The organism is Allobosea sp. 47.2.35 (assembly GCF_024655635.1).
In the GTDB taxonomy this organism is placed as follows: domain Bacteria; phylum Pseudomonadota; class Alphaproteobacteria; order Rhizobiales; family Beijerinckiaceae; genus Allobosea.
In genome coordinates this window covers 98280-123668 of sequence record NZ_JANLGI010000018.1, presented here as the reverse complement: position 1 = coordinate 123668, position 25389 = coordinate 98280, and the positions used below count along the sequence as shown (strand labels likewise).

Below are 25389 nucleotides of genomic sequence, written 5' to 3'. Positions count from 1 at the left end.
CGGACGCCGGCCCTCAGCCCGGTCCAAACCCGCTCGCACGGGCCAGCATCCGAAATCCTTCACAGGTGCGGACATTGGCCCGATGCCGGACAGCGGACACTCAGGGCAAACGCTCAAGGTATCTGCCCTTTAGCCAGGCTGGTGCCCAGTTGTGACTCCATCCGACCAACAAGCTCTCCAATCCCTGATCCCAGGCGATCTGCAACATCCCGCCTGTCGGCTGCACCGTGGGCTTGAACACTGCCCCGCCAGCGCCGGGCGCCATCGCCGGGAGCGCTCGGCTTCCACTTCGGCTTTCGCCAGAACCCGAAGCAGCCTGCGACCTGCCTCGCTCGCACCGCCTGATCGGGTGCCCAGGACTGCGCGAAGAGCGCTCATCAACCGCGGTTCGGGCCGTTCTACGCCCGCCAGGAGATCCCGGCTCGGACATCCATGCCCCGGGAGCGCGAAGGCGCTAGAGTTCCGCCCGTCGCCAACGGACAGGTGGCCTCGGCCAGAACCGCGACGTTCCATGACAGACGCTCGGTGGCGGGCGCAGGGTGCGCGATCCTCGATCCCGTGCAGCCCGAATTCAGGCCTGCTCCTCCTTCGGCCGTGTCGAGGGCCGCAGGCGCTCGCGCAAGGACTGGAAGACGACGTAGAGCGCCGGGATCACGAAGATGCCGATCAGGGACGCCGCCAGCATGCCGCCGAAGACGGGCGTGCCGACATGGCGCCTGGCGAGCATCGAAGGCCCCTCCGCGATCACCAGCGGCAAGAGGCCGAGGATGAAGGCGAAGGAGGTCATCATCACCGGGCGGAAGCGCAGCCGTGCGCCTTCGGTCGCTGCGTGCAGCAACGGATGGCCCTTCTCGCGCAGCTCCTTGGCGAACTCGACGATCAGAATGCCGTTCTTGGCGGCGAGGCCGATCAGCACGACGATGCCGATCTGGCCATAGAGGTCGAGCGTCAGCCCGGCCACGACGATCGCGAGGAAGGCTCCGAGGATACCGACCGCGACCGAGAGCAGCACCGGCACGGGGATGGTCCAGCTCTCGTAAAGCGCGACCAGGAAGAGGTAGGCGAAGAGCAGCGCGAAGGCGAGGATGATCCCCGTCTGCCCCTCAGCCCGCTTCTCCTGGAAGGAGACGTCGGTCCAGGCGCCGCGATAGCCCGACGACAGGGTCTTCGCCGCGACCGCTTCCATCGCCTGCAGGGCCTGGCCGGAGGAGACGCCTGGAGCAGGCGAGCCCTGCAGCGTCACGGCGAGGCGGTTGTTGTAGCGGATCAGCGCCTGCGGACCGACCACGACCTTCGCCTCGACGAAGGAGCGCAGCGGGATCATGTCGCCGGCGCGGCTGCGGACATTGATGCGGTAGATGTCGTCGACCGAGGCGCGATCGGCGCCGTCGGCCTGGACCTGGACCTGCCAGGTGCGACCGAACAGGTTCATGTCGTTGACGTAGTAGCCGCCGAGCGAAGCCTGCAGCGCCTGGAAGACGTCGCTCAGCGCGACGCCGAGGATCTGGACCTTGTCGCGGTCGATATCGAGATAGATCGACGGCGCCGAATCCGAGAAGGTCGAGAACACCCGCCGCAATTGCGGCTCTTGATTGGCGGCGACCGTCAGGCCGCGCAGCGCCTGGCCGAGCGCCTTGGGATCGGCGGAACCCATATCCATCAGCACATAGCTGAAACCGCCGCCGGTGCCGAGGCCGATGATCGGCGGCGGCGCGATCGGGACGACGTTGCCGGCGCGCACCGCGCGGAACTTCTGGGCGAGACGGGCGATGACCGCCGAAGCCGAGTCCTCCCGACTGGTGCGCTGGTCGAACGGCTTCAGCGTCACCACGAAGAAGCCGGCATTGGGCTGCGAGTAGTTGTCGATGAAGTTGAGGCCGATAACCGTGGAATAGTCGGCGATCGCGTTTTCCGTCTTCAGGATGCCCTCGACCTCGGCGGCGAGCGCCGATGTCCGGGCGACCGAGGCACCGTCGGGCAATTGCGCGACGACGAAGAAGGCGCCCTGGTCGTCCTCCGGCAGGAAGCCGGTCGGCGTGACGCGGCTCATGGCGTAGATGCTGGCGCCGAAGCCGGCGGTCAGGACAAGACTGATGGCCGAGACGCGCACGAGGCGCGCCACGCCGTTGCCATAGCGGTCGCGCGTCCAGTCGATGCCGCGCATGACATAACCGATCGGCCCGCGCCGCGGCCCGTGATGCGGTTTGAGCAGGATGGCGCAGAGCGCCGGCGAAAGCGTCAATGCGTTGATCGCCGAGAGCACCATCGCGACCGCGACGGTGACGGCGAATTGCCGAAAGAGTTCGCCGGAGATGCCGGGAATGAAGGCGACCGGCACGAAGACCGAGAGCAGCACCAGCGTGATCGCGATGATCGGGGCGACGATCTCGCCCATGGCGCGCTTGGTCGCCTCGGCCGGCGTCAGCTCAGGGTGCTCCTCCATCACACGCTCGACGTTCTCGATCACGACGATCGCGTCGTCGACGACGATACCGATGGCGAGCACCACGGCGAGCAGCGAGACGGTGTTGGCGGAGTAGCCGATGGCGTTGAGCACGACGAAGGCGCCGACCAGGCTGACCGGCACGGCGACGGTCGGGATCAGCGTCGCCCTGAGATTGCCGAGGAACAGGTAGACGACGAGGACGACGAGGACGAACGCCTCGATCAGCGTCTTCTGCACCTCGTGGATGGTGGCGGTGACGAAGGCGGTCGGATCGTAGGTGACCTTCCAGGCGAGGTCGTCGGGGAAGGACTTCTCGAGGTCGGAGATCGTCTTCTTGACGGCTTCGAGCGCGGTGAGGGCGTTGGCGCCGGGCGCCTGGTAGACGCCGATCAGCACGGCCGGGCCGCCGTTCAAGCGGGTGTCGCGGTCGAGATTGGCGGCGCCGAGCTCGAGACGGGCCACGTCCGAGAGCCGCAGGATCGAGCCGTCGGCATTGGTGCGCAGCACGATCTTGCCGAACTCCTCCGGCGAGGTCAGGCGGCCCTTGGTCTGGATGTTGAGCTGCAGCTGCTGGTCGTCGGAGATCGGGCGGGCGCCGATGCGGCCGACCGCGGCCTGCGCGTTCTGGCCCTGGATGGCTGCGATGACGTCGCCGGTGGTGAGGCCCAGGCCGGTCAGGGCGTCGGTGCGGACCCAGGCGCGGATGGCGTAATCCTGCGCGCCGAACAGCGCTGCATCGCCGACGCCGGCCGTCGACTTGATCGGGTCTAGCAGGTTGATGGTGACGTAGTTCGAGACGAAGAGCGTGTCGTAATTGCCCTTCGGCGCATAGACCGCGATGACGCCGAGCAGCGCCGAGGACTGCTTCTTCACCGTCACGCCGCTGCGCTGGACTTCTTGCGGCAGCTTCGATAGGGCAAGCTGGACGCGGTTGTTGACGTTGACGTTGTTGATGTCGGGATTGGTGCCGAGCTCGAACGAGACCTGCAGCGAATAGCTGCCGTCATTGCCGCTGACGCTCTTCATGTAGAGCATCTTGTCGGTGCCGACGATCTGGGCCTCGATCGGCTGGGCGACGGTCTGCTCGACCACCGCGGCAGAGGCGCCGGGATAGACGGCCCGCACCGAGATCTGCGGCGGCACGATGTCGGGATACTGCGCGACGGGAATCGCGAACAGCGAGATCAGGCCGGCGATCGTGGTGACGAGCGCGATGACGATCGCCAGCCGGGGCCGGTCGACGAAGACGGAGCTTAGCATGGGATCAGCTCCGGCCGGTCGTCAGGGTCACGGGCGAGGCCAGCACCGGCACGCCCGGCCGGAGGTTCTGCAGGCCCTGGATGACGATCTGCTCGTTGCCGACGAGCCCTTGCTCGATCACGACATAGGAGCCGGCCTCGGCCCCGACCTTGACGCGCTTCACAACCGCCTTGCCGTCCTCGACGGCGAAGACATAGGAGCCCTGCTGGTCGGCGATCAGCGCCGATTGCGGTACCAGCACCTTCTCCTCGCTCTTGTCGGCCTGGACGCCGACGCGCACCAGCGTGCCGTCCAGGAGCTTGCCGGCGGGATTGGGTAGCGTGGCGCGCACCAGCACCGTGTCGGTGGCGCGCTCGACCGAGACGTCGACGAAATCGACGCGGCCCTTCTGCTCATAGGTCGAGCCATCCGAGAATCTCAGGCTGACGAGCGGAGCGGAGCCATTTGTCGGCAAACGGTTCGTCTTCAGTGCCAGAAATTCGCGCTGGCTGACCGGGAAGGTGACATACATCGGGTCGTCGCTGACGATCTGGACGAGCACACCGGTATCGGGGCCGACGACATTGCCTTTGGTCAACTTGGTGCGGCCGATCCGGCCGGCGATCGGCGCCTTGATTTCGGTGTAGCCGAGATTGATCTGGGCGGTCTTCAGATTGGCTGCGGCCGTGGTCTCGTCGCCCTGCGCGCCCTTCTCCTCGGCGACGCGCTGGTCGCGGATGGCGACCGAGCCGGCACTGGTCTTCAGCAGGTCCTCGGCGCGCTGGCGCTGCACCGTGGCGTTCTGGAGGGCGCCCTGGGCCTTCTCGAGCGCGCCTTGCGCTTGCTCTACCGCGGCCTCGAACGGGCTGCGCTCGATGCGGAACAGCGGAGCCCCCTCGGCGACGGTGGCGCCGTCCTTGAATAGGACCTCTTCGAGATAGCCGGTGACGCGGGCGCGGATGTCGACACGGTTCACCGCCTCGATCCGCCCGACGAAATCGGCAGTCTGGGTGATGGCGCGCTTCTCGGCCATCACGGTGCCGACGGGAACGGCAGTGGGCGCCGGCTGCTGGGCCAGGGCACTTGCCCCGAGACCAAGCGCGAAGAGCGCCATGAGCGTTGCCGAGGAGAGGCGAGAGGCGGTCGGGTTGCGCTTCACCCACGTCATCGGAGAACGAGACATCCGACACTCCCTTAGCCAGTTCGCTTCGCACGTGATCGACCCGCGCGGAGAGAACAATCTATCCCCTGCCGACAATGTCCGTTTTCTATCAGGAGCGCTACGGTCTTGTTGCGGGCTTTTGATGCGGTTGCGGCCGTTCGCTTGGTCGCAACGTTGATGCGCGCACACCATCCCGTCCATCCCGCCGAAGCTGTCGGCGCGGGCGAGGTCCAAGGCGGCCTAGTGCGATCGGCAAGTGTAACCTCTGGTTACATTTTTCGCTTTCATTGGTGTTTAGCGGCCTATAGCGGAACATTGTTCGACGGACACCGCTTCCACGGTCGGCGCCCTGGCCGAAACCGGAAGTGGCACGCCGATCGCGTCGGCCGTCTCACTGCGAGAGACCAGCAGATCGAAGCGTTCAACCGTGGAAACCACTGCGCCCCGGGGCGATACCTGTCCCTAATCTCGTCTTGCCCCGCTCAAGATCTCGTCGATCTCGGGCTGTGTGATCTTGCCGATCTCCGTGATGAAGACGATGCGCGTGCCGCCCTGCCCCGGATCGTCCCGATCGAGCGGTGCCAGCGTGGCCCGTCCGCCCGCGAGCTGAAAGAGATAGCGGCAATCCGGCTTCCCGATCGTGTCGAGTATGCCTTTCGCGCGGACGAGCCGGGAAGCGAGCCGGCCGATCGCCTGCTGGAAGGCCGCGAGCGAAATCGGTTCCTCGGATGTCCAGTTGAAGCTTTCGAAGCGCTCGATGCTTGGCCGTTTCGGGCGCATCGTCCGCTCGCGGACCGTCCCGACCTCGGGGAAGACGAGATCGAGCGGGATATCGCCGCCCGTCGCCTCGATGACGGCCGCCCTGCGGTTGATCTGCGACAGGGCGCGGCGGCGCGCGTCGAGGGCTGGCCCGTCGACAAGGTCCCCCTTGCTGATGGCGACGAGGTCGGCGACGCGCAGCTGGCTCAGGAGCAAGGGATCGCCGAGGTCCGGCTCCGGTGAAGTGGCGTCGGCGACGCAGAGCACCGTCTCTAGCGGAGCTTCGCGCCAGACCACCGGATCCATCAGGTTGCGGATGATGTCCTCGGGATCGGCGACGCCGCTGGTCTCGATCACGATGGCTTCGGGCCGCGGGGCTCGCCGCAGGAGGTTGGAGAGCGTCCGCAGCAGGTCGCCTTCCAGCGAACAGCAGATGCAGCCATTGGCGAGACTGACGACCCCGTCCTCTGCGCCCACGATGAGCTCTGCATCGATATTGATCGCACCGAAATCATTGACGACGGCCGCGATGCGGCGGCCGTCGGCCTGCTGCAGGATGCGGTTGACCAAAGTCGTCTTGCCGGCCCCGAGAAAGCCCGTGACCAGCAGGATCGGAACCGGCATGGCCGCTACGCTGCCGTGCCGAAGGGGCGGCGCACCGGCCGGCCGGGCCTCGCTGCGACATTCATGAGCCCGTCGGCGATGACCGGCTCGCCGCTGACGACGAGGTGCCGGACGCCCTCGGCCGGGCGGTTCATCGACGAGAACTCGGCCCGGTCGGTCAGCGTGTCCAGGTCGAAGACGACGACATCGGCGTCGGCCCCGGCCTTCAATCGGCCTTTCTCGCGCATCGCGGGCGTGCTTGCGGCCAGAATCTCGGCCGGGATCAACGTGCATTTCGCGATGCCCTCGCTGAGCCCGATCGCCTGCCGCTCGCGCACCCAATGGCGCAGGAAGCGCGTGAAGGTGCCGGATGAGCGCGGATGCGAGGTCGCCTCCTCAGGCAGAGGCCAGGCATCGCCGGTATAGGTCGATCCGTCCGGCATCGACCAGGGCATCGCATCCGATGCGATCGCGCCGCCGGGATACAGCACGGAGAGATCGAGCATGTCGCGGTGGCGGGCATTGTTCTCGGTGTCGAGCACATGCCAGAGGACGAGCTGCGACGGATCCTCGGATTGCGCCGTCAGCAGGTCGTCGCGGTCCTGAATCCGGCGGCCGCTCGTGACCAGCTGGATCTGCTGGTAGCGCGTGTCGTTGCGGCTTTCGAATTCCGGGTCGCTGAAGAACGCGGCGGCGATCACGGTCGAGCCCGTGCCATAGGGGTAGGCTTCCACCGTGATCGGCAGGCCCTGTTCCTGCGCCTTCCTGATCAGACGCGCGCAACGCTCGACATCGGTCTTGCTGGAGCTGTTGAAGTGGCAGATGTGCATATGCGCGCCAGTCGCACCGGCATAGCCGATGAGGCGGATATAGGCCTCCGCGGCGCTCTTCGGATCGGTGTTCGCCATGTAGGCGATATGAGTGAAGGTCGGCACGCCGCGCTCGGCGGCGAGCTGGCAGAGCGCCGTCAGCTCCTGCACGCCGGCGCCGGGCGCGTAAGCGTTCAGGATGCCGATGCCGATGCCGCCCTCGTCGAGCCCTGCCGCGATGCGGTCGAGGATGTTCTGTTGCTCGGAGGGTGAGGAGATATTGTCCATCCAGCGCGGATCACGCATGGCGCGCCCGAACGCTTCGAGCGAGGATTCCTCATTGATCCCGATCATCGCGCCGATCCGGGCGAAGGCCCAGTTCGTGGCGGCGCCGTAGTTCAGGATGCGGCCCTGCTCCGCCTGCCGGCGATACCAGGACGCGACCGGCAGCACGCCGGCCTCGAGGTCCAGCGTGGTGGTGACGCCATCGAAAGCCTGCATCCGGTCGGCCGGGATCGACTGGCCATGGGCGTGAAGATCGATGAAGCCGGGCGCGACGATCAGCCCCCGCGCGTCGATCACGCGTTCGGCGGTGCCGAGACCGGAGCCGATCGCGACGATCTTTCCGTCGGCGATGGCGACATCGGCGACGCCGTCATGGCCGCTTTCAGGATCGACGACGCGGCCGCCCGCGATCAAGAGTCCGCTCATCTGCCCTCGCCTCTCGTTCCCTGGATGCCTGGTCCGGCCGCAGCCATTGCCGGCCCCGATGTTGGCCGATCCGGAATTCCCGGGGCAAGAGCGCCGCCCGGCGCATGGCTGTGGTCGATCATGCAGGCCAAGCATGCGCACGCTTCCTGGAGTGCTGGCGTACCGAGTGGGCATCAGAGCCATATCGGATACGCGCAAAGTACGGCTGGCCCGATTGCCGGGAATCGCGTCTGCTCGCCGCCTCGAAGACGGAAACGCCGATCGATGACGCTCGCTCTGATCCGACGCGCGCTTGAACCCAGGACCATTACGCTCATCGCCGGCTCTCCTGAAACGGATGTGCTCGCGGCACAAATCCGCTCGCAATCCTATCGCGGCGAGCTCACGGTGCTTCCCGCCGGTAAAGTCGCTCCGCCCTTGCGGCCCTACGACCTCCTGATCGTCTCGGCTGCCCATGTGGAGCAGGTGCTATGGCTGGTTGAAACCGGCAGCGCCGGGCTTCTCGTACCTGACGGAAACAGTGCCGATGCCGAGCGCCTGCGAAGCGCAGCCCGCGCGGCCGGTGTCCGGTTGATCGGGCCGTCTTCGCTCGGCCTTGCCGCGCCACGCCTCGGTCTGAACGCGACCGCAGTCCCGGTCCATCTGGCGACGGGTTCGCTCGCCCTTGTCGCGCAGTCGAATTCCGTAGCGGCCGGAATCCTGGCCTGGGCCGCGCGGCGCGGAATCGGATTCTCGGGCGCCGTCGTCCTTGGTGAAGGCGCTGATGTCGATATCGCCGACGGTCTCGATCATTTCGGCGCCGATTCCGCGACGCGCACGATCCTGCTCGCGATCGACGACGTCACCGACGCGACGCGCTTTCTTTCATCGGCGCGCGCCGCCGCAAGGCTGAAGCCGGTGCTGGTGCTGCGGCCGCCGCGTCCGGAGCCGCCCTGGCCGGCCCTGACGCATTCCGCTCTGATCGTGACCAGCGACGCGGCGCATGACGCCGCCTTCCATCGGGCAGGCCTGCTGCGCGTCAACGATCTCGATGAGCTCTTTGCCGCCGCCGAGACACTGGGCCGCGCCCGCGCCGCGGATGCCGGCCGGCTGGCGATCGTCAGCAATGGCGAGGGGCTGGCGGCACTGGCCGCAGCGCGGCTGCGACGGGCCGGCGGCATGGAGCAACAGCGCCGCGAGCCGGTGATCGTCCGGACGGCGCAGGACTACCGCGACGCGACGACCCGCCTGCTGGCCGAGAGCGACGTCGATGCCGTGCTTGCGCTCAACGCCCCGCTCGCGCCGGACGATCCCGTAGATTGCGCGCGGGCCATGGCCGAGGCGCGTTCCGCGTCGCCCGCGAGCAAGCCGGTGCTGGCGGTTTGGGTCGGCGGCGGCGAGGAGATGGCGGGGACGTTTGCCGCGGCCGGCATTCCCTCCTTCTCGACGGAGCAGGACGCTATCCTCGGCTTCCAGCATCTGACGCGTCATGCGCGGCTGCTCAAGGAGCTGATGGCGACGCCGCCCGCGCTCGACGACAGTGATCAGCCGGATATCGTTACCGCTGCCGCGCTCGTCGATCGGGCGATCGCGCAAGGGCGCAGCTGGCTCGAACCGGACGAGGTCGCGGAGCTGCTGGCCCTGTTCCGGATTCCGGCGCTCGGCCTCGTCATCGCGGCGGATGCGGAGGCTGCCGCTAAAGCGGCCAAGGCGCAGTTCGCGGCCGGCCGCACGGTCGCCCTCAAGATCGTCTCTCCCGATATCGCGCATAAATCGGATGTCGGTGGTGTCGAGCTCGACCTTGCGAACGAGGATGCCGTACGGGAGGCCGCCGCCCGCATGGCGGAGCGCCTGCGCCAGTTGCGGCCGGAGGCGCAGCTGGCCGGTTTCCTGGTGCAGCCGATGGCGCATCGCAGCAAGGCGCGGGAGCTGATCGCCGGTTTTTCAGTGGACCCCTGCTTCGGGCCGGTCATCGTCTTCGGGCGCGGCGGCACGGCAGCCGAGCTCATCGCCGATACGCATGTCGCGCTGCCGCCGCTCGACCTTGCCTCGGCCGAGAACCTGATCGCCCGGACGCGGGTGTCGCGCATACTGGCCGCCTATCGCGATGTTCCCGCGGCTGACCGGCGTGCGATCGCCGCTGTTCTGGTGGCGCTGGGCAACATCGCCTCGGCGCTGCCGCAGATTCGCGCGATGGACCTCAATCCGATCCTGGCCGATGCGAGCGGTGTCATCGCGGTCGATGCCCGTGTCGTGTTGGAGCCCGATCCCACACGCCGCCGGCGGCCGGCGATCCGGCCCTATCCCGGCAGCTGGACCTTGCAGCTTGCCTTCGGCGAGCGGCGCTTCTTCGTTCGCCCGATGAAGCCGGAGGACGAGCTTTCCATCGGCGCGATGCTCGGGCGGGTGACGGCGGAAGACCTGCGGCTGCGCTTCTTCGCGCCGCTGAAATCGTTCAGCCACGCCTTTCTCGCCCGCCTGACCCAGCTCGATTATGCGCGGGAGATTGCCTTCATCGCCATCGAGGAAGGCACCGGGGAAGCGGCCGGCGCGGTTCGCCTGCATGCCGACCCCGGCCATGTCGAGGCCGAGTACGCGATCCTGCTGCGCTCCGACCTGAAGGGCATCGGGCTCGGCCGGGCCCTCATGGAGCTGATCCTCGACTGGGCACGGGCGGAGAAGCTGCAGCGCGTCCATAGCCAGGTTCTCGCGGAAAACGCGCCGATGCTCGCGCTCTGTCGCGATCTGGGATTCGAGATCACGCTCGATCCGGACGATACCTCCGTCAGGCGCGTCGCGCTGGATTTGCGCAAGGCCGCGGGCAAGGAGCGGGGCAGCAAGCCAGCAGAACGCCGCCCCGCTCGAAAGCGCCGGTCGCCCAAGAGCGGCTGAAGCAGACCTCCTGCACATCTGGAAAGAAACGAGGCCCAAAGCGGGCGCTCACGCCGAGCTGTTGGGCGTTTCGGACCTGAAGATCTCAGCTTTTCGCGGCGCAGCGGTGGGTCTTTCGATCGCGAGCGTCACACCCGGCCCGCCCGGGCCCATATGGAGCTCGGCGAGGCTGGCATTCAGCATCCTGTCGGCCGCGGTCTGGCGGTAGTTGAAACGCAGATAGTCGTTCCAGGTCGGCGTGCGGAATGTCTCGGTCCATATCGCCGTGTCGTGCAGATTGCGCGTGAGGATCCACCGGCGCGCTCCGTTGCGTCCCTGCGCACGCCGGCGCTGCAGCATCAGGGCGAGGAACGGCTCGACCTGATCGGCCGCGATCCGGTACTCGATCTTGACCGCGATCGGTCCGCTCCGTGGCTTCACGTCGAGGCTGATCTCGGGGGGCTCGACGTGATCGGGCGTCGATACATCGGCGTCTTTGCGCTGGTGGATCGGCAGGAGCACGCCGAGAACGGCGACGCCGAGCGATGCCGCGCCCGATGCCTGCAAGGCGAAGCTCAGGGAATAGCTCTCGGTGACCATGCCCCAGAGCCAGCTCCCGACGGCGAGCCCGAACGAGGTGAGCGCGTAGTAGAGCGAGATCGTCCGTCCGACGACCCAACGCGGGCTCGCCCATTGCACGCTGATGCTCAGGCCCGACCATCCCAGGACCCAGCCGGCGCCGCCGAGCATTAGCGCGACGGCGGCGACGGCCGCGGTCTGGGTCAGCGCAAGGCTGATCGTGCAGGTCGCGCAGGCGATGCAAGCCAGCTTCAGCATCTGCTCGTCCGACAATCTGCGCCGGAGCGCCGTCGAGGAAAGCCCCGCCAGCAGCGCCCCGGCGCCGAAGCCGGCCATGAGAACGCCGTAGGCAACGGCTCCCAGCTTCAGCTGATCGCGGACCACCAGCGGCAGAAGCGCGAGGATGGCGATGCCCGCAAGGCCGAACAGGAAGCCGCGCGCCAATGCCGTCTTGATCTCGGACGAAAGCGATGTGAAGCGAATGCCGTCGGAGATCGCCGTCAGCATCGCTTCGGGCGGCAGCCGCGATTCCGGCACCTTCCATTTGGAGCGCCAAACCACGATCAGTGGCGCGAAATGGCCGAGGGTGTAGAGGCAGAAGGCCGTCAGGGGGCCGAATGTCGCGAGGATGATGCCGCCGAGCGCCGGCCCGACGCTGCGCACGGTATTGAACCCGACCGAGGTCAGCGTCACCGCCGCGGCGAGGTCCTTCCGATCGACGATGTCGCCCACCGAGGCCTGCCAGGCCGGATCGTTGAAGGCGATGCAGCAGCCCGCCAGGAAGCTGAAGAACAGGATGATCCAGGGATTGATCAGCCCGAGCGCGACGAGCAGCGTCAGCGTGGCGGCCGTCAAGGCCATCAGGGAGCGCGCGACCAGCATCACCTTGCGGCGGTTGAAATTGTCGACGATGGCGCCGGCGAAGATCGACAGGATGAAGGCCGGCAGGTTCGTCGCGGCCTGAACCAGAGCGACCATCACGCTGGAGGGCGTGATCGTCGCCATCAGCCAGCTCATGGCGATGGTCTGGATCAGCCATCCCAATCCGGAGATCAGCCCGGCAAGCCAGATCGCCCGGAACGTCAGGTTGTTGAGCGGCGCAAACGGCCCCGTGCCTGCCGCAGGCTTTCGTGCATCCATAACCGGCTTAGATCCGACGTCTGTTCATGGGGCGCCGGCATTGATTCCGAGCCTGACGCCGGACTCTTACGTCTCGAATCCTGTTTGAGAAGCGCCATCAGCGGATGGCGGCGGTCTGCCGGACGATGGGCTCGTCACCCGCGACAGGCGCCTCCCAGCCCGGAAGAGTTCATCCGAGCAAGGAGGTGGCGGCCTGATCACATGGCGAAAGCGCCGCGCAAAAGGCTGATGGCGAGAGCTGCCATCATCATCGCGATGAGCAGATCCAGAACGCGCCAGGCCGCAGGCCGCGAGAAGACCGGCGCCAGGAAACGGGCGCCGAAACCGAGCGCGGCGAACCAGGCGAAGCTCGCGCAGGCGCCGCCGATCACGAACCAAGGCCGCTCGTCCACCGGCAGGCTCGCGCCGATCGCGCCCATCAGCATGACCGTATCGATGTAGACGTGAGGGTTCAGGAACGTGAAGGCGGCCGTGCCGGCAAGCGCGGCGGCAAGCGAGATTCCGGCCTCCTGCTCGACGACCAGGCTCGACGAGGCCATGGCACGGCGCAAGGCGCCATAGCCATACCAGATCAGGAAGGCAGCCCCGCCCAGGCTCAGCGCGACCGAGAGGCCGGGCACGGCCGAGAGCAACGCGCCCAGCCCGTTGACGCCGGCGACGATCAGCGTCGCATCGGCGGCTGCGCAGAAAAGCACGATCGGCCAGACATGCTCGCGCTTGAGACCCTGCCTGAGCACGAACATGTTCTGCGCGCCGATGGCGATGATCAGTCCTGCCGAAAGCGCAAAGCCCTTGGCGAAGGCGGGGAGAAACAATGTGCTCATGGCGGCTTGATGCCTGAGCGAGTCGGCGTAGTCTAACTACATTCTCTAAGTCAGAATTAGGGTGGCTAATGCTCGACTATTTGGCGCTTGCCACGGTGGCAGCCGTCCTGCGCGAAGGCAGCTTCGAAAAGGCTGCGTCGGCCCTCGGCGTCACCCCTTCGGCGGTCTCGCAACGCGTGAAGGGGCTGGAGGAACGCCTCGGCGCAACCTTGCTGACGCGCGGAGCACCCTGCCTGCCGACACCGATCGGCGCCAAGCTCCATGCCCATATCGAGCGCGTCAGGCTGCTCGAAGCCGATATCTCGGACGATCTGCAGGGCCTCGCAGGGGCTGGCGAAACTACGCCGACGCTGCGCGTCGCGGTCAATTCCGACAGCCTCAGCACCTGGTTTCCGCACGCTGCCGCGCAGTTCACGGCTGACACAGGTGCGTTGCTGGACCTGGTTCTGGATGACGAAGCCCATACCACGGAAAGGCTTCGCACCGGTGAAGTCGTGGCTGCGGTCAGCGCTGACCTCGCGCCTGTGGCCGGTTGCAAGATCCATCCGCTTGGCGTGCTGGATTATGCCGCCGTCGCCAGCCCGGCGTTCAATGCCGGCCATTTCGCGGAGGGCGTTGCTGGCCCGAGCCTGCAATCCGCGCCGATGCTGCGTTTCGACCGGCGCGATGAACTGCAATCACGCTGGATGCGGGAGGTCTGGGGCGCGACCCCGTTGCCGCCGACGCATTGGGCGCCTTCGACCCACGGCATGCTGGAGTTGACGCTCGCAGGCCTGGGCTGGTCGATGGCGCCGATCACCATGGCCTCGCCGCTGATCGCCGAGGGACGGCTCGTCGAATTGCTGCCGCTCCACCGGATAGCCGTGCCGCTGAACTGGCAATGCACGCGATTGAACACGCGGCTGCTCGACGCCATGACGAAAGCCGTGAAGACGGTGGCTGCTCGACAGCTGCGAAAGCTTGCGCCGGACGTATAGTGTGCGCGCGGCCAAGGAGACGACCGGCTCAGCTGTCGTTAGCCACAGCCGAATCGGACAAAGCCCTCTCAGCCGGCCTTTGCCGCAGCGTGTACCAAGCCCTTTCGGAGTTCGTCACTTGGCGTTTCAGAGCGCCCGCTCGTGAAGAAGAGCGCGCTCAAGCCCACCAGGAAGACGAAGGTGAGGTATCGCGTGAACATGAACCCCCGCAGCCATATGCTCGCGGGGCCAGCAATGGCCGAGAACTCTCAAATTGCGTTCAATTCGGAATGTAAAATTGCGCGCATGCGGCAATTCTTACGAGAATATCCCGCTAAGAAGCGCTGATTGCTCGGTTTGACGCTCTGCCGGCCGCCTCTCGCCGGTGGGCGATGCGCATCGGCGTCATTGCCGGCATGCTCCGTCCATTCGCCGACTGGACGCCCGCGCCCGGCCATGCATTGCTGGCGCGCCAACGAAAACACGGCACCGAATGCCGGGGCACCGTTTATGCTGAAAGGTGGAGGGAACCCATGAAGGAAGAGGAAATCCGCGGCCTGGTCGCGGGTGTGAAGGACGGCTCGCTGTCGCGACGATCCTTCATCCAGAGAATGGCGGCCGTAGGCATCACGGCACCGCTGGCGAGCCAGATCCTCGCCTGGAACGACGTCGCGATGGCCCAGCCGGCCGACCCTTACAAGCCGACCAAGGCCGGTGGCGGCGGGCCGCTCAAGATCCTGCTCTGGCAGGCCCCGACGCTGCTGAACCCGCATTTCGCCTCGGGCACCAAGGACCAGATCGCGTCCCGCATCTTCTTCGAGCCGCTCGCCGGCTGGGACAAGGACGGCAACCTCATTCCGCAGCTCGCGGCCGAAATCCCGAGCAAGGCCAATGGCGGCCTCTCCGCCGACGGCAAGGAAGTCATCTGGAAGCTCAAGAAGGACGTGCAATGGCATGACGGCAAGCCGTTCACGGCCGACGATGCCGTCTTCACCTGGGAATATGCCGCCGATCCGGCGACCGCCGCCTACACCACCGGCTCCTATGCCAATATCAAGGTCGAGAAGATCGACAGCCACACCATCAAGGTGATCTTCAAGGAAGCGACCCCGTTCTGGGCTGACCCCTTCGTCGGCGTCGCCGGCATGATCATCCCGAAGCACCATTTCGGCGAGTACAAGGGCGCCAAGTCGCGCGAGGCCCCGGCGAACCTCAAGCCCGTCGGTACCGGCCCCTACAAGTTCGTCGACTTCAAGCCGGGCGACATCGTGCTCGCCGCGCGCAACGAGAACTACCACGTCAAGAACAAGCCGCAGTTCGACACGCTCGAGGTCAAGGGCGGCGGCGATGCGGTCTCGGCGGCCCGTGCCGTCCTGCAGACCGGCGAATACGACTATGCCTGGAACCTGCAGGTCGAGGACGAGGTCCTCAAGCGCATGGAAGCCGGCGGCCGCGGCAAGGTCGTCGCGGTGAAGGGCGGCGACGTCGAGTTCATCATCCTGAACACGACCGATCCGTGGACCGAGGTCGATGGCGAGCGCTCCAGCGTCAAGACCAAGCACCCCTCGCTCAGCGATCCGGCGGTGCGCCAGGCGATGAACCTGCTGATCGACCGCGATTCGATCGAGAAGTTCATTTATGGCCGCGGCGGCGTCGCGACCGCGAGCTTCGTCAACGAGCCCAAGCAGTTCAAGTCGACCAAGCTCAAGTACGAGTTCAACATCGACAAGGCCAACAAGATCCTCGACGACGCCGGCTGGAAGAAGGGCGCCGACGGCATCCGCGAGAAGGACGGCAAGAAGCTCAAATACGTCTTCCAGACCTCGATCAACGCCCCGCGCCAGAAGACCCAGGCGATCATCAAGCAGGCGTGCCAACGCGCCGGCATCGACCTCGAGCTGAAGTCGGTGACGGCCTCGGTGTATTTCTCGTCGGACGTCGCCAATCCCGACACCTACACCAAGCTGTATTGCGACATGGAGATGTACACGACGACGCAGCCGCAGCCCGATCCGGAGCGCTTCCTCAACCAGCTCGTCTCCTGGGAGATCGCCAGCAAGGAGAACAAGTGGCTGGGCCGCAACGTCTCGCGCTACTCGGACCCGGAGGCCGACAAGGCCTACAAGGCCGCCCAGAAGGAGCTCGACCCGGCCAAGCGCGCCGCGCTGCTGATCAAGGTCAACGAGATCTTCTGCGAGGCCAATGTCATCCTCCCGGTCCTGTCGCGCACGGTCGTCGGCGCTTCCGCCAACAACCTGACGCCCGACATCTCGGGCTGGGAAGTCACGACCTGGAACCTGGCGAGCTGGTATCGCAGCTGATCGCCGCGCTTGTTTCGGAGGCCGGGTTTCGCCCGGTCTCCGATCCGATGACGCCCCGGCCCGTACAGGGCCGGGAATGCTTCCACGCATCCGGTTCGACGCGGCCGTGCTCGCCCTGAAACCGACGAGCGACCCGGCCGATTTTCCGGCTCTCCTGCACCCTGCCCGCCACGAAGGCAGGGGCCGAGAAGCGCCGCACCAAGGGAGAAGCATCCAGATGACGACGAAACGAGACCTGATCCTCGCGACCGCGGCCTTCGCGCTGCTCGCGGCCGCGCCGGCCGTGGCCGAGACCTGGCCAGCCCGGCCGATCACCTTCATCGTGCCCTTCCCGGCCGGTGGCGGCACCGACACCTTCGCCCGGCCGCTCGCCGCCCAGCTCGACCAGCAACTTGGCCAGCGCATCATCATCGAGAATCGCGGCGGTGCCGGCGGCACGGTCGGCGCCTCGGCCGCGGCGAAAGCCAAGCCCGACGGCTACACCTTCTTCGTAGGCGCGGCGCATCATGCCATCGCGCCGGCGCTCTATCCGAAGCTCGACTACAATATCCAGACCGACTTCATCCCGATCGCGGTCATCGCCCAGCCGCCGCAGGTCATCGTCGTCCACCCCGGCAAGGTCCAGGCCAAGACTGTCGCGGAGCTGGTCGATTTCGCGAAGAAGAACCCGGAGAAGCTGAACTATGCCTCGGCCGGCAACGGCACCACGCATCATCTCGCCGGCGAGCTCTTCCAGATCTCGACCAAGACCAAGCTGACCCATGTGCCCTATCGCGGCGCGGGACCGGCCTTGCAGGATACGGTTGCCGGCCAGGTCGACCTGTTGTTCGACGGGCTCGGCTCATCGGCCGCCCAGATCCAGAGCGGAGCCTTGCGCGCACTCGCCGTCGCTGCCCCGACCCGGTCCGAGGCTGTGCCCGACGTGCCGACGGCCAAGGAGGCTGGCCTCGACGGCTACGAAGTCTCGACCTGGTATGCGCTCTGGGCGCCGAAGGGCACGCCGGCCGAGATCGTGACCCGGATGCGCGGTGAGGTGCAGAAGGCGCTCAAGACGCCCGCCATCGACGCCGTCTGGAAGAAGAGCGGCTCGCCGATCCCGACCTTGGCCGGCGATGATTTCAGCAAGTTCGTCACGGCCGAGGTCGAGCGCTGGGGCAAGGTCGTCAAGGAGGCGCAGGTTAAGCTGGAGTGAGACCGGCGGCTGTGGCCGTTCTTCCCGTGCCGCATCGACCTGAGTGAGCGCCCTGATGCGGGCGGGATGGAGCATGGCGAGGCTGGCCGTCATTGGCATCGCGATCGCGCTGGCCGCCTTTGTCGTGCTCCTGGCGGTGGGCTTCCTCACCGAGTTCGCGACCGTGCCCTGTCAGGACGGGACATGGGATGCTGCGAAGCAAACCTGCATTCCGACCTGAATCGGCGCGGCTTCTACAGTCAGATCAGCGCGCCGTCATTCGCATCTTCATCGCCCGCACCGTCGATCACGGCGCGGGCGACTGTGATCGAGAAGCCGGCCCGCGCCAAGGCTGCGAGATCCTTCTGGCGACTTGCGGTTCGATCGGCGCGCGACCACGGGCCGAGCCGCTTGCGCCGGGCCGCTTTCCGCGCCGCAGCCAGTTCCTCATCGTCACCGGCGCTGCTGGCCTGTTGCGCGAGTTCGCGGCCCACGCCCTTCGCGGTGAGCGAGGCGGCGACGGCCCGCGCCGAACGGCCACGGCGCCTGAGCGTCGCAGCCCGTGCCTCGGCGAAGCGCTGGTCGTCGACCAGTCCGGATCTGATGCAGCGCGAGACGACATCATCCAGCGCGGCCGCGTGCATGGCCGGGTCCTCGCCATGATGGCGGCAGCTCAGGGCGATCTTGCGTGCCAGCACCCGGCGCAATTGCGCGGCCGGCGCCGAATAGCGTTCGAGATAATGCATCGCCGCGCGCTGGAGATAGTCCGGTGTGATCCGCCGCGGCGCACGGGCCGGGCGAGCCTCCCGCCGGCGCCTGTCGTCTCCCTCCGCCATGTCAGTCGGAAGCCGGCCTCTGCCGGCCGGCCTTCACGCCGGAGCGCTTCTCCTTGGAGGCGAGCCGGCGCTCCTTCGACGCCTTGGTCGGCTTCGTCGCGCGCCTCACTTGCGGGCGCACGGCAGCGGCCCGGATCAGCTCCAGAAGGCGCTCCACCGCTTCCTCGCGATTGCGCTTCTGGCTGCGGTGTGTCTGCGCGACGATGACGATCACGCCCTCCTGCGTCAGCTTGCTGCCGGCGAGCCTCATCAGGCGGATCGCGACATCGTTCGGCAACGACGGCGAGCGGCGCACGTCGAAGCGAATCTGCACCGCGCTCGAGACCTTGTTGACGTGCTGGCCGCCCGGACCGGAGGCACGGACGAAACTTTCCTCGATCTCGCTCTCGTCGATCGCGATGGACGGGGTGGCTTGAATCATGGAAGGACCGTACTGCAAATCACGGAGACATGCAGCGGTGAAGCCTTCTCGCGAGATTGACGGCCTGATCGCGATCATGGCCGCCCTGCGCACGCCGGAGACCGGCTGCCCCTGGGACCTGGAGCAGGATTTCGCCTCGGTCGCGCCCTATACCGTCGAGGAGGCCTATGAGGTCGCCGACGCGGTCGCACGCGGCGACAAGCTCGACCTCAAGGATGAGCTCGGCGACCTCTTGCTGCAGGTCGTCTTCCATGCCCGGATGGCCGAGGAGGAAGGCTCCTTCGCCTTTCCCGATGTCGTCGAGGCGATCACCACCAAGCTGATCCGCCGGCATCCGCATGTCTTCGGCGATGCGCGCGATCTCTCGCCAGCCGAGGTGAAGGTGCTCTGGCACCGGATCAAGGCCGAGGAGAAGGCTGCCAAGGCGGCGGCGCGCGAGGCGGCCGGGCTGCCGCCGCAGACGGAGGAGCGCGGCGTGCTCGCCGGCGTGCCGCATAGCTTGCCCGCCCTCACCCGTGCCTGGAAATTGCAGGCACGCGCCTCCACCGTCGGCTTCGACTGGAACGATGCCCGCCTCGTGCTCTACAAGATTCGCGAGGAAACGGCCGAGATCGACGAAGCGCTCGCCGGCGGAGACAAGGCCGCGATCCATGAGGAAATCGGCGACCTGCTCTTCGTCGTCGCCAACCTCGCCCGCCATGCCGATGCCGACCCGGAAGGCTGCCTCGCCGCCGCCAACATCAAGTTCGAACGCCGCTTCAAGGCGATCGAGGCGGCGCTGGAAGCCGAAGGCCGGACCGCGAAAGATGCCAGTCTCGACGAGATGGAAGCGCTCTGGCAGGCCGTGAAGAAGCGGGAGAAGGCCACCGGCTAGCTGCGGCGGGGCTTACCCTCGCCGCTCAGCCTCAGGAAAACGCGCCGTGAACGCCCCTTCGCGCTCCGGCGGCAGGCGCACGGTGAGCTTCAGCGCGCCATCCTCGCCATCCTCGCGCTGCAGGATTTCGCCATTGGCATGCAGCCAGGCGAGCGACTTGCCGTCTCCCGGCGCAAGCTCCAGCGCGTAGACCGGGCGGCTATGCGCGATGCGGGTTTCGATCGAACGCGTCAGGCGATCGATCCCCTCGCCGGTCAGGGCCGAGACCAGGACCGGACGCGATCCGTCCGGCCGCAGCGTCGCGATGCCGAGCTGGCGTTCGCGCTCGGCCGGATCGAGCAGGTCGGCCTTGTTCCAGACCTCGATGACGCGCTGGCCATCGTCGGGATTGATGCCGAGATCGCGCAGGATCGCCTGCACGTCGGCAGCCTGCGCCTGCGTGTCCTCATGCGCGACGTCGCGGACATGCAGCAGCACGTCGGCCTCGATCGCGTCCTCCAGCGTGGCGCGGAAGGCGGCGACGAGCTGCGTCGGCAGGTCGGAGATGAAGCCGACCGTGTCGGAAAGCATGATACGCGCGCCATGCGGCAGCTTGATTGCGCGTGCCGTCGGGTCGAGCGTGGCGAAAAGCATGTCCTGCGCCAGCACCTCGGCCGAGGTCAGCCGGTTGAACAGCGTCGACTTGCCGGCATTGGTGTAGCCGACCAGCGCAACGATCGGATAAGGCACGCGTTTCCGGCTGGCGCGATGCAGCGAGCGGGTGCGCTTCACGCTCTCCAGATCGCGCTCGATCTTGGTCATCCGCTCCTGGATGATGCGTCGGTCGGCCTCGATCTGGGTTTCGCCTGGGCCGCCGAGGAAGCCGAAGCCGCCGCGCTGGCGTTCAAGATGGGTCCAGGACCGCACCAATCGGCTTTTCTGATAATTCAGATGCGCGAGCTCGACCTGCAGCGCGCCTTCCTTGGTGCGGGCGCGCCGCCCGAAGATTTCGAGGATCAGGCCGGTGCGGTCGATGACCTTGCAGCCGAAGGCCTTTTCGAGATTGCGCTGCTGGACCGGCGACAGGGCGCAGTCCATCACGACGAGGCCGATTTCCTCGATCTTGATGCGCTCGGCCAGCTCCTCGACCTTGCCCTTGCCGAGATAGGTCGCAGGGCGCAGCGCGGTCAGCAGCACCTGCACCGGCTCGACGACCGTCAGGTCGATCGCGGCCGCGAGGCCGACGGCCTCGTCCAGCCGCGCCGCGAAGGAACGCTGGTTGGCATCGACGGCGACGCCACGCTTCTGCAGGTAGGGTCCCACGACGAAGGCGCGCGTATTCGCCGCGATGTCGCGTTCGATCTCGTCGAGCGGCTTCGCGCCTGTGACGCGCGTGGCCGCCCGATCCTTGTCGTCCTTGTGGCTTGTCGCCAAATCAGTTCTTGTCCGTTTCCTCGGGCTCGAACAGCTGCACCGGGTGGCCGGGCATGATGGTCGAGATCGCGTGCTTGTAGACCAGCTGCGAGTGACCGTCACGGCGCAGCAGCACGCAGAAATTGTCGAACCAGGTGACGACGCCCTGCAGCTTCACGCCGTTGACGAGGAAGATCGTCAGCGGGATCTTCTGCTTGCGCACATGGTTGAGGAAAGTGTCCTGGAGATTCTGTGCCCGCTCGGCGGCCATGGGTAGTCCCTGTTGTTGGGATCGCCGATCGGATTAAAATCCAGCGATCCAATTCGTTCCGTTTCAGGCCGGCGGCGCATTCCGCCAGCGTCGGAACACCGATGTTCCATTAGATCGTCGTCTTCGCCCGCAACGCAAGTGCAGCATTGCCGACTTTAGACGCATGCCGCCTGCGTAGCGTGCAACTGGGCATGCGCGGGGCGCCTGACGGCCTGCAATCGCCTCGCCCCTGGACGATTCCAATACAGGCGAGCTGTTCGGCTTTATGGCTAGCCGACGCCGAGCGACTTCAGTTTCCGGTGCAGCGCCGAGCGTTCCATGCCAATGAATTCGGCCGTGCGCGAGATGTTGCCGGAGAAGCGCGCGATCTGCGCGATCAGGTACTCGCGCTCGAAAATCTCGCGCGCATCGCGCAGCGGCAGGCTCATCAGGCGCTCGCCGCCTGAGCCGGACGGCGTCGTCGGCACCATCGCGCCGACCTCGGCCGGCAGCATCTCGATTGTCACCTCTGCCGTCGGATCGCCCTTGGTCAGGATCATCAGGCGTTCGACATTGTTGCGCAGCTCGCGGATGTTGCCGGGCCATTCATGCGACTGCAGCACGGCCATTGCGTCGCTGCCGATCTGGCGCTTCGGCAGGCCGCTGGCGACCGAAATCTGATCCATGAAGAACTCGATCAGCTCGGGAACGTCCTCGCGCCGCTCCGACAGCGGCGGCACCTTGATCGGCACGACGCTGAGGCGGTGGTAGAGGTCCTCGCGGAAATGTCCGTCGGCGATGAGCTGCGCCAGGTCGCGGCTCGACGAGGAGATGACGCGGACATCGACATGGACGCGGGTCGCGCCGCCGACGCGCTGGAAGTTCTGGTCAACGAGCACGCGCAGGATGCGGTTCTGCGTCTCGCGCGGCATGTCGCCGATCTCGTCGATATAGAGCGAGCCACCATGCGCCTCCTCGAGCGCGCCGATCCGGCGCCCGCGGCCGTCACCGCCCTCGATGCCGAACAACTCCTCTTCCATCGTCTCGGGCGTGATCGTCGCGGCGTTGATGACGACGAAGGGGCCGCTGGAACGGGTGGAGGCGCCGTGCAGCGTGCGCGCCGCCAGTTCCTTGCCGCAGCCGGGCTCGCCTGTGATCAGCACGCGCGCATTGGTCGGGGCGACGCGCTCGATCGTCTGGCGGAGCTGATTGACGACCGTGGTGCGGCCGACGATGCGGTCGGCCTGGACAGAGCGGGTCTTGAGCTCCCGGACCTCACGGCGCAGGCGCGACGCTTCCAGCGCCCGCTCGGCGACCAGCACCAGCCGGTCGGCCTTGAACGGCTTCTCGATGAAGTCGTAGGCGCCGCTCTTGATCGCCGAGACCGCCGTCTCGATGTTGCCGTGGCCGGAGATCATCACCACCGCGAGATCGGGATGGTTCTCCTTGATCAGCTCCAGGACCTGCAGGCCGTCGAGCCGGCTGCCCTGCAGCCAGATGTCGAGAAAGACCAGATTGGGCCGGCGCGATGCGATCGCGGCCAGCGCCTCGTCGGCGGAGCCTGCCTTGCGGGTCCGATAGCCCTCGTCCTCCAGCAGGCCGGCGACCAGATCGCGGATATCGACTTCGTCGTCCACTACCAGGATGTCAGCGCTCATAGGCGTATCCCATTCTTCGAATCATCCGTGTCATGCGCGCCGTTAGCCGGCTGTGCGGCCGCATCGCCGCCCTCAGTGTCCTGCGCCGGACCTGCCTCGGGGAACCAGAGGCGGATGCGCGCGCCCCGTGCACCGCTGGCGGCATCCGGGCGGTCGAGCAATTCGATGCCGCCGCCATGGTCCTCCAGGATCTTGCCGACGATGGCGAGCCCCAGGCCCGTGCCGCCTTCGCGCGTCGTCATATAGGGCTCGAGCAGCTTCTGGCGCTGGTCCGCCGGCAGGCCCTTGCCGTTGTCGATGACGTCGATGACGATCCGGCCGTCGTCGAGGCGGGCCATCTGGACATCGATCCGGCCCTGCCCGCGTTCCTCCGCCGGCACGGCCTCGATCGCCTCGGTCGCGTTCTTGATGACGTTGGTCAGCGCCTGCGAGATCAGGCGACGGTCGAAGCGCGCCGAAACGGCATCCGTCGGCAGCACCTCGGCGATCGTCGTCTGGGGGTTGCCGACCCGCCAGAGGAAGACGATCTGCCGAACCGTCTCGACGATATCCTCGCGGGCGAGCGACGGCTTCGGCATGCGGGCGAAGGAGGAGAACTCGTCGACCATGCGGCGGATATCCTCGACCTGCCGCACGATCGTGTCGGTGCACTGGTCGAAGACGTCCTTGCCCTCGGTGATGACGCGCCCGAAGCGGCGCTTGATGCGCTCGGCCGAAAGCTGGATCGGCGTCAGCGGGTTCTTGATCTCATGCGCGATGCGACGGGCGACATCGGCCCAGGCGGCGGTGCGCTGGGCCGAGACGAGATCGGTGATGTCGTCGAGCGTCACCACGAGCCCGGCCCCGATCCCCTCGCCTTCCCGCGCGGCACGGATATTGACCATCCGGTCCTGGCCAGCGCGCGTGAAGGCGACCTGACCCGAGCTTTGGCGCTGGCGGTTCTGCAGGGCTTCAGCGACGAAGCCCGCCACTTCCGGTGCAACTTCGGCAATGGGCTTGCCAAGCAGGCGCCCACCGGTGCCGAGCAGGCTCTCGGCCGAGCGGTTGATCGTGGTGATATGACCGTCGCTGTCGAGGCTGAGCACGCCTGAGGAGACGCCGGACAGAACCGTCTCGGTGAAGCGTCGGCGCCGGTCGATGACTTCGCTCGCCGTGATCAGGCTGTCGCGCTGGCGGCGCAGCTCGGCCGTCATCTTATTGAAGGTCTCGCCGAGATGGGCGAGGTCGCCTTCCGATCGCCGGATCGGTACCTGGACGTAGAAGTTTCCGCTGGAGACCTGGTCCGTCGCGTCGATCATCCGGCGGATCGGCGCGACGAGGCCGTTGGCGAAGCTCAGGCCCAGCCAGATCGCCGAGAGCAGCAGGATCAGCGCGATCAGGCCGTACATCGAGGCGAAGGCGATCTGAACGCCCTTCCGGCGTGCATCGATGGAGAGGTATTCGACCGCCGCTCCGCGCGCGACCGCGGGGAATTCGACCGCGAGCGGATCGACCTCGCGCGCGACATGCAGGAAGCTGTTGTCATAGGCCGGTAGCTTCATCACGGCGCCGAACACCGTGCCCGTCCGCGGGATGACGCAGATCGGCTCCGGCGCGGAGCGCGCATCGTCGAAGGCTGCCTGATCCGGCATGGGCGGATCGCGCAGCACATTGATATTGGCGCGCACGACGATCTTGTCGGGCGGCTGCATGATCGCGGCGACGGGGACGCCGAGCGCCGTCGCGCGCGTCGTCAGGAAGTTCTCGAACCATTTGCGATCGACGTCGAAGGCGGGCTTGGCCCGGCTCAGGTCGTCGGCCAGCACCCGAATCTCGCGCCCGAGCGAACGGCATTGGCTTGCGGCATAGGCATCGGCAACCTCGACCGATTTGAAAATCGCGTCGCGCATCCGGTCCGAGAACCACGGTTCCAGACCGCGCTCGATCGTGACGGTCGCGATGATGGCGACAAGCACCGCCGGCAGGGCCGCGATGATGCTGAACAGGCCGACGATGCGGACGTGAAGACCTGCCGCCGCAGCGCCGGCCTTGCGGGCGCGGATCAGCACGGCGGCCTCGATGGCGACGATGACGACGAGCAGCAGGATCAGCAGCGCGTTGAGCACGAATACGCCGACCACGACCTCGTGCACGGGCACGAGCGGGGTCGCGCCGGACAGCACGAGGAAGGTCAGCAGCGCCGAGATCAGCGCCAGCGCGACGACGATCCCGCCAACCCAACCCGAGACGCGGCGGGATTTCTCCTCGCCGCGCGGCATCATTCTGGCTTCGTTGACAGAAGCGGACACGTTTCCCGACAACTCCGATATGGCAGGGATCGCGAACCGATCACGCCTGCAGGGCGCCACTGATGCGCCGCCGCAACGGTGTTGTCAAAATATGACATTC

At 66.8% G+C, this 25389-nt stretch carries 18 protein-coding genes; 6 read left to right on the top strand and 12 right to left on the bottom strand.

Annotation, left to right across the window (positions count from 1 at the left end; all coding sequences use genetic code 11):
• Positions 1–571: 571 nt before the first annotated feature.
• The 4 genes from NUV79_RS20240 to NUV79_RS20225 all read right to left on the bottom strand — a co-directional run bounded on the left by NUV79_RS20240 (position 572) and on the right by NUV79_RS20225 (position 7729).
• Positions 572–3706: an efflux RND transporter permease subunit gene (locus NUV79_RS20240; protein WP_257734865.1), complete on the bottom strand. Its 3135-nt coding sequence runs from the start codon at positions 3704–3706 to the stop codon at positions 572–574.
• A gap of 4 nt (positions 3707–3710) precedes the next feature.
• Positions 3711–4799: an efflux RND transporter periplasmic adaptor subunit gene (locus NUV79_RS20235; RefSeq protein ID WP_257734873.1), complete on the bottom strand. Its 1089-nt coding sequence runs from the start codon at positions 4797–4799 to the stop codon at positions 3711–3713.
• A gap of 510 nt (positions 4800–5309) precedes the next feature.
• A complete protein-coding gene (locus tag NUV79_RS20230) occupies positions 5310–6230 on the bottom strand; it encodes a CobW family GTP-binding protein (protein WP_257734864.1) in 921 nt (306 codons plus the stop codon).
• Positions 6231–6235: 5 nt separating this feature from the next.
• The gene (locus NUV79_RS20225) at positions 6236–7729 is read right to left on the bottom strand and encodes an amidohydrolase family protein (protein ID WP_257734863.1); all 1494 of its coding nucleotides are present in this window, start codon (positions 7727–7729) and stop codon (positions 6236–6238) included.
• A gap of 264 nt (positions 7730–7993) precedes the next feature.
• On the opposite strand from NUV79_RS20225, the gene NUV79_RS20220 reads away from it, so the two are divergent.
• The gene (locus NUV79_RS20220; RefSeq protein ID WP_257734862.1) at positions 7994–10600 is read left to right on the top strand and encodes a bifunctional acetate--CoA ligase family protein/GNAT family N-acetyltransferase; all 2607 of its coding nucleotides are present in this window, start codon (positions 7994–7996) and stop codon (positions 10598–10600) included.
• Between the two features lie 48 nt (positions 10601–10648).
• On the opposite strand, the gene NUV79_RS20215 is transcribed toward NUV79_RS20220, so the two are convergent.
• Positions 10649–12298: an MFS transporter gene (locus NUV79_RS20215; protein WP_257734861.1), complete on the bottom strand. Its 1650-nt coding sequence runs from the start codon at positions 12296–12298 to the stop codon at positions 10649–10651.
• A 197-nt stretch (positions 12299–12495) separates the two neighbouring features.
• Positions 12496–13122 (bottom strand): LysE/ArgO family amino acid transporter, encoded by a 627-nt coding sequence (locus NUV79_RS20210; protein WP_257734860.1) that lies wholly within the window; start codon positions 13120–13122, stop codon positions 12496–12498.
• A 68-nt stretch (positions 13123–13190) separates the two neighbouring features.
• Here NUV79_RS20210 and NUV79_RS20205 point away from each other — a divergent pair, with 68 nt between their 5' ends.
• The 4 genes from NUV79_RS20205 (at position 13191) to NUV79_RS20190 (ending at position 17811) form a co-directional block, all read left to right on the top strand.
• Positions 13191–14099 (top strand): LysR family transcriptional regulator ArgP, encoded by a 909-nt coding sequence (locus tag NUV79_RS20205; RefSeq protein WP_257734859.1) that lies wholly within the window; start codon positions 13191–13193, stop codon positions 14097–14099.
• A gap of 512 nt (positions 14100–14611) precedes the next feature.
• Positions 14612–16399: a peptide ABC transporter substrate-binding protein gene (locus NUV79_RS20200; RefSeq protein WP_257734858.1), complete on the top strand. Its 1788-nt coding sequence runs from the start codon at positions 14612–14614 to the stop codon at positions 16397–16399.
• 217 nt (positions 16400–16616) lie between these two features.
• On the top strand, positions 16617–17591 hold the full coding sequence (locus NUV79_RS20195; RefSeq protein ID WP_257734857.1) for a Bug family tripartite tricarboxylate transporter substrate binding protein: 975 nt from the start codon (positions 16617–16619) through the stop codon (positions 17589–17591).
• 73 nt (positions 17592–17664) lie between these two features.
• Positions 17665–17811, top strand: a complete 147-nt coding sequence (locus NUV79_RS20190) for a hypothetical protein (protein WP_257734856.1) — start codon at positions 17665–17667, stop codon at positions 17809–17811.
• A gap of 19 nt (positions 17812–17830) precedes the next feature.
• Here the strand turns inward: NUV79_RS20190 and NUV79_RS20185 are convergent, their stop codons facing one another.
• Together NUV79_RS20185 and arfB are read right to left on the bottom strand one after the other, a co-directional pair.
• Positions 17831–18406 (bottom strand): regulatory protein RecX, encoded by a 576-nt coding sequence (locus tag NUV79_RS20185; protein WP_257734855.1) that lies wholly within the window; start codon positions 18404–18406, stop codon positions 17831–17833.
• 1 nt (position 18407) lies between these two features.
• Positions 18408–18827: an alternative ribosome rescue aminoacyl-tRNA hydrolase ArfB gene (gene arfB / locus NUV79_RS20180; protein WP_257734854.1), complete on the bottom strand. Its 420-nt coding sequence runs from the start codon at positions 18825–18827 to the stop codon at positions 18408–18410.
• A 37-nt stretch (positions 18828–18864) separates the two neighbouring features.
• On the opposite strand from arfB, the gene mazG reads away from it, so the two are divergent.
• Positions 18865–19701, top strand: coding sequence for a nucleoside triphosphate pyrophosphohydrolase (gene mazG, locus NUV79_RS20175; RefSeq protein ID WP_257734853.1), 837 nt, complete (start codon positions 18865–18867; stop codon positions 19699–19701).
• Positions 19702–19713: 12 nt separating this feature from the next.
• Here the strand turns inward: mazG and hflX are convergent, their stop codons facing one another.
• From hflX to NUV79_RS20155, 4 genes are all read right to left on the bottom strand, one after another.
• The gene (gene hflX / locus NUV79_RS20170) at positions 19714–21042 is read right to left on the bottom strand and encodes a GTPase HflX (RefSeq protein WP_257734872.1); all 1329 of its coding nucleotides are present in this window, start codon (positions 21040–21042) and stop codon (positions 19714–19716) included.
• Positions 21043–21115: 73 nt separating this feature from the next.
• Positions 21116–21364: an RNA chaperone Hfq gene (hfq, locus tag NUV79_RS20165; RefSeq protein ID WP_038365847.1), complete on the bottom strand. Its 249-nt coding sequence runs from the start codon at positions 21362–21364 to the stop codon at positions 21116–21118.
• A gap of 269 nt (positions 21365–21633) precedes the next feature.
• Positions 21634–23001: a nitrogen assimilation response regulator NtrX gene (gene ntrX / locus NUV79_RS20160; RefSeq protein WP_257734852.1), complete on the bottom strand. Its 1368-nt coding sequence runs from the start codon at positions 22999–23001 to the stop codon at positions 21634–21636.
• Positions 22998–25289: a sensor histidine kinase NtrY-like gene (locus NUV79_RS20155; RefSeq protein WP_257734851.1), complete on the bottom strand. Its 2292-nt coding sequence runs from the start codon at positions 25287–25289 to the stop codon at positions 22998–23000. Before NUV79_RS20155 ends, ntrX begins: the two co-directional genes overlap by 4 nt.
• Between the last annotated feature and the right edge of the window lie 100 nt (positions 25290–25389).

Excerpts from the sequence above, each read along its gene's own strand:
- NUV79_RS20240 (WP_257734865.1), bottom strand. The coding sequence starts at position 3,706 with ATGCTAAGCTCCGTCTTCGTCGACCGGCCCCGGCTGGCGATCGTCATC.
- NUV79_RS20235 (WP_257734873.1), bottom strand. The coding sequence starts at position 4,799 with ATGGCGCTCTTCGCGCTTGGTCTCGGGGCAAGTGCCCTGGCCCAGCAG.
- NUV79_RS20230 (WP_257734864.1), bottom strand. The coding sequence starts at position 6,230 with ATGCCGGTTCCGATCCTGCTGGTCACGGGCTTTCTCGGGGCCGGCAAG.
- NUV79_RS20225 (WP_257734863.1), bottom strand. The coding sequence starts at position 7,729 with ATGAGCGGACTCTTGATCGCGGGCGGCCGCGTCGTCGATCCTGAAAGC.
- NUV79_RS20220 (WP_257734862.1), top strand. The coding sequence starts at position 7,994 with ATGACGCTCGCTCTGATCCGACGCGCGCTTGAACCCAGGACCATTACG.
- NUV79_RS20215 (WP_257734861.1), bottom strand. The coding sequence starts at position 12,298 with ATGGATGCACGAAAGCCTGCGGCAGGCACGGGGCCGTTTGCGCCGCTC.
- NUV79_RS20210 (WP_257734860.1), bottom strand. The coding sequence starts at position 13,122 with ATGAGCACATTGTTTCTCCCCGCCTTCGCCAAGGGCTTTGCGCTTTCG.
- NUV79_RS20205 (WP_257734859.1), top strand. The coding sequence starts at position 13,191 with ATGCTCGACTATTTGGCGCTTGCCACGGTGGCAGCCGTCCTGCGCGAA.
- NUV79_RS20200 (WP_257734858.1), top strand. The coding sequence starts at position 14,612 with ATGAAGGAAGAGGAAATCCGCGGCCTGGTCGCGGGTGTGAAGGACGGC.
- NUV79_RS20195 (WP_257734857.1), top strand. The coding sequence starts at position 16,617 with ATGACGACGAAACGAGACCTGATCCTCGCGACCGCGGCCTTCGCGCTG.
- NUV79_RS20190 (WP_257734856.1), top strand. The coding sequence starts at position 17,665 with ATGGCGAGGCTGGCCGTCATTGGCATCGCGATCGCGCTGGCCGCCTTT.
- NUV79_RS20185 (WP_257734855.1), bottom strand. The coding sequence starts at position 18,406 with ATGGCGGAGGGAGACGACAGGCGCCGGCGGGAGGCTCGCCCGGCCCGT.
- arfB (WP_257734854.1), bottom strand. The coding sequence starts at position 18,827 with ATGATTCAAGCCACCCCGTCCATCGCGATCGACGAGAGCGAGATCGAG.
- hfq (WP_038365847.1), bottom strand. The coding sequence starts at position 21,364 with ATGGCCGCCGAGCGGGCACAGAATCTCCAGGACACTTTCCTCAACCAT.
- ntrX (WP_257734852.1), bottom strand. The coding sequence starts at position 23,001 with ATGAGCGCTGACATCCTGGTAGTGGACGACGAAGTCGATATCCGCGAT.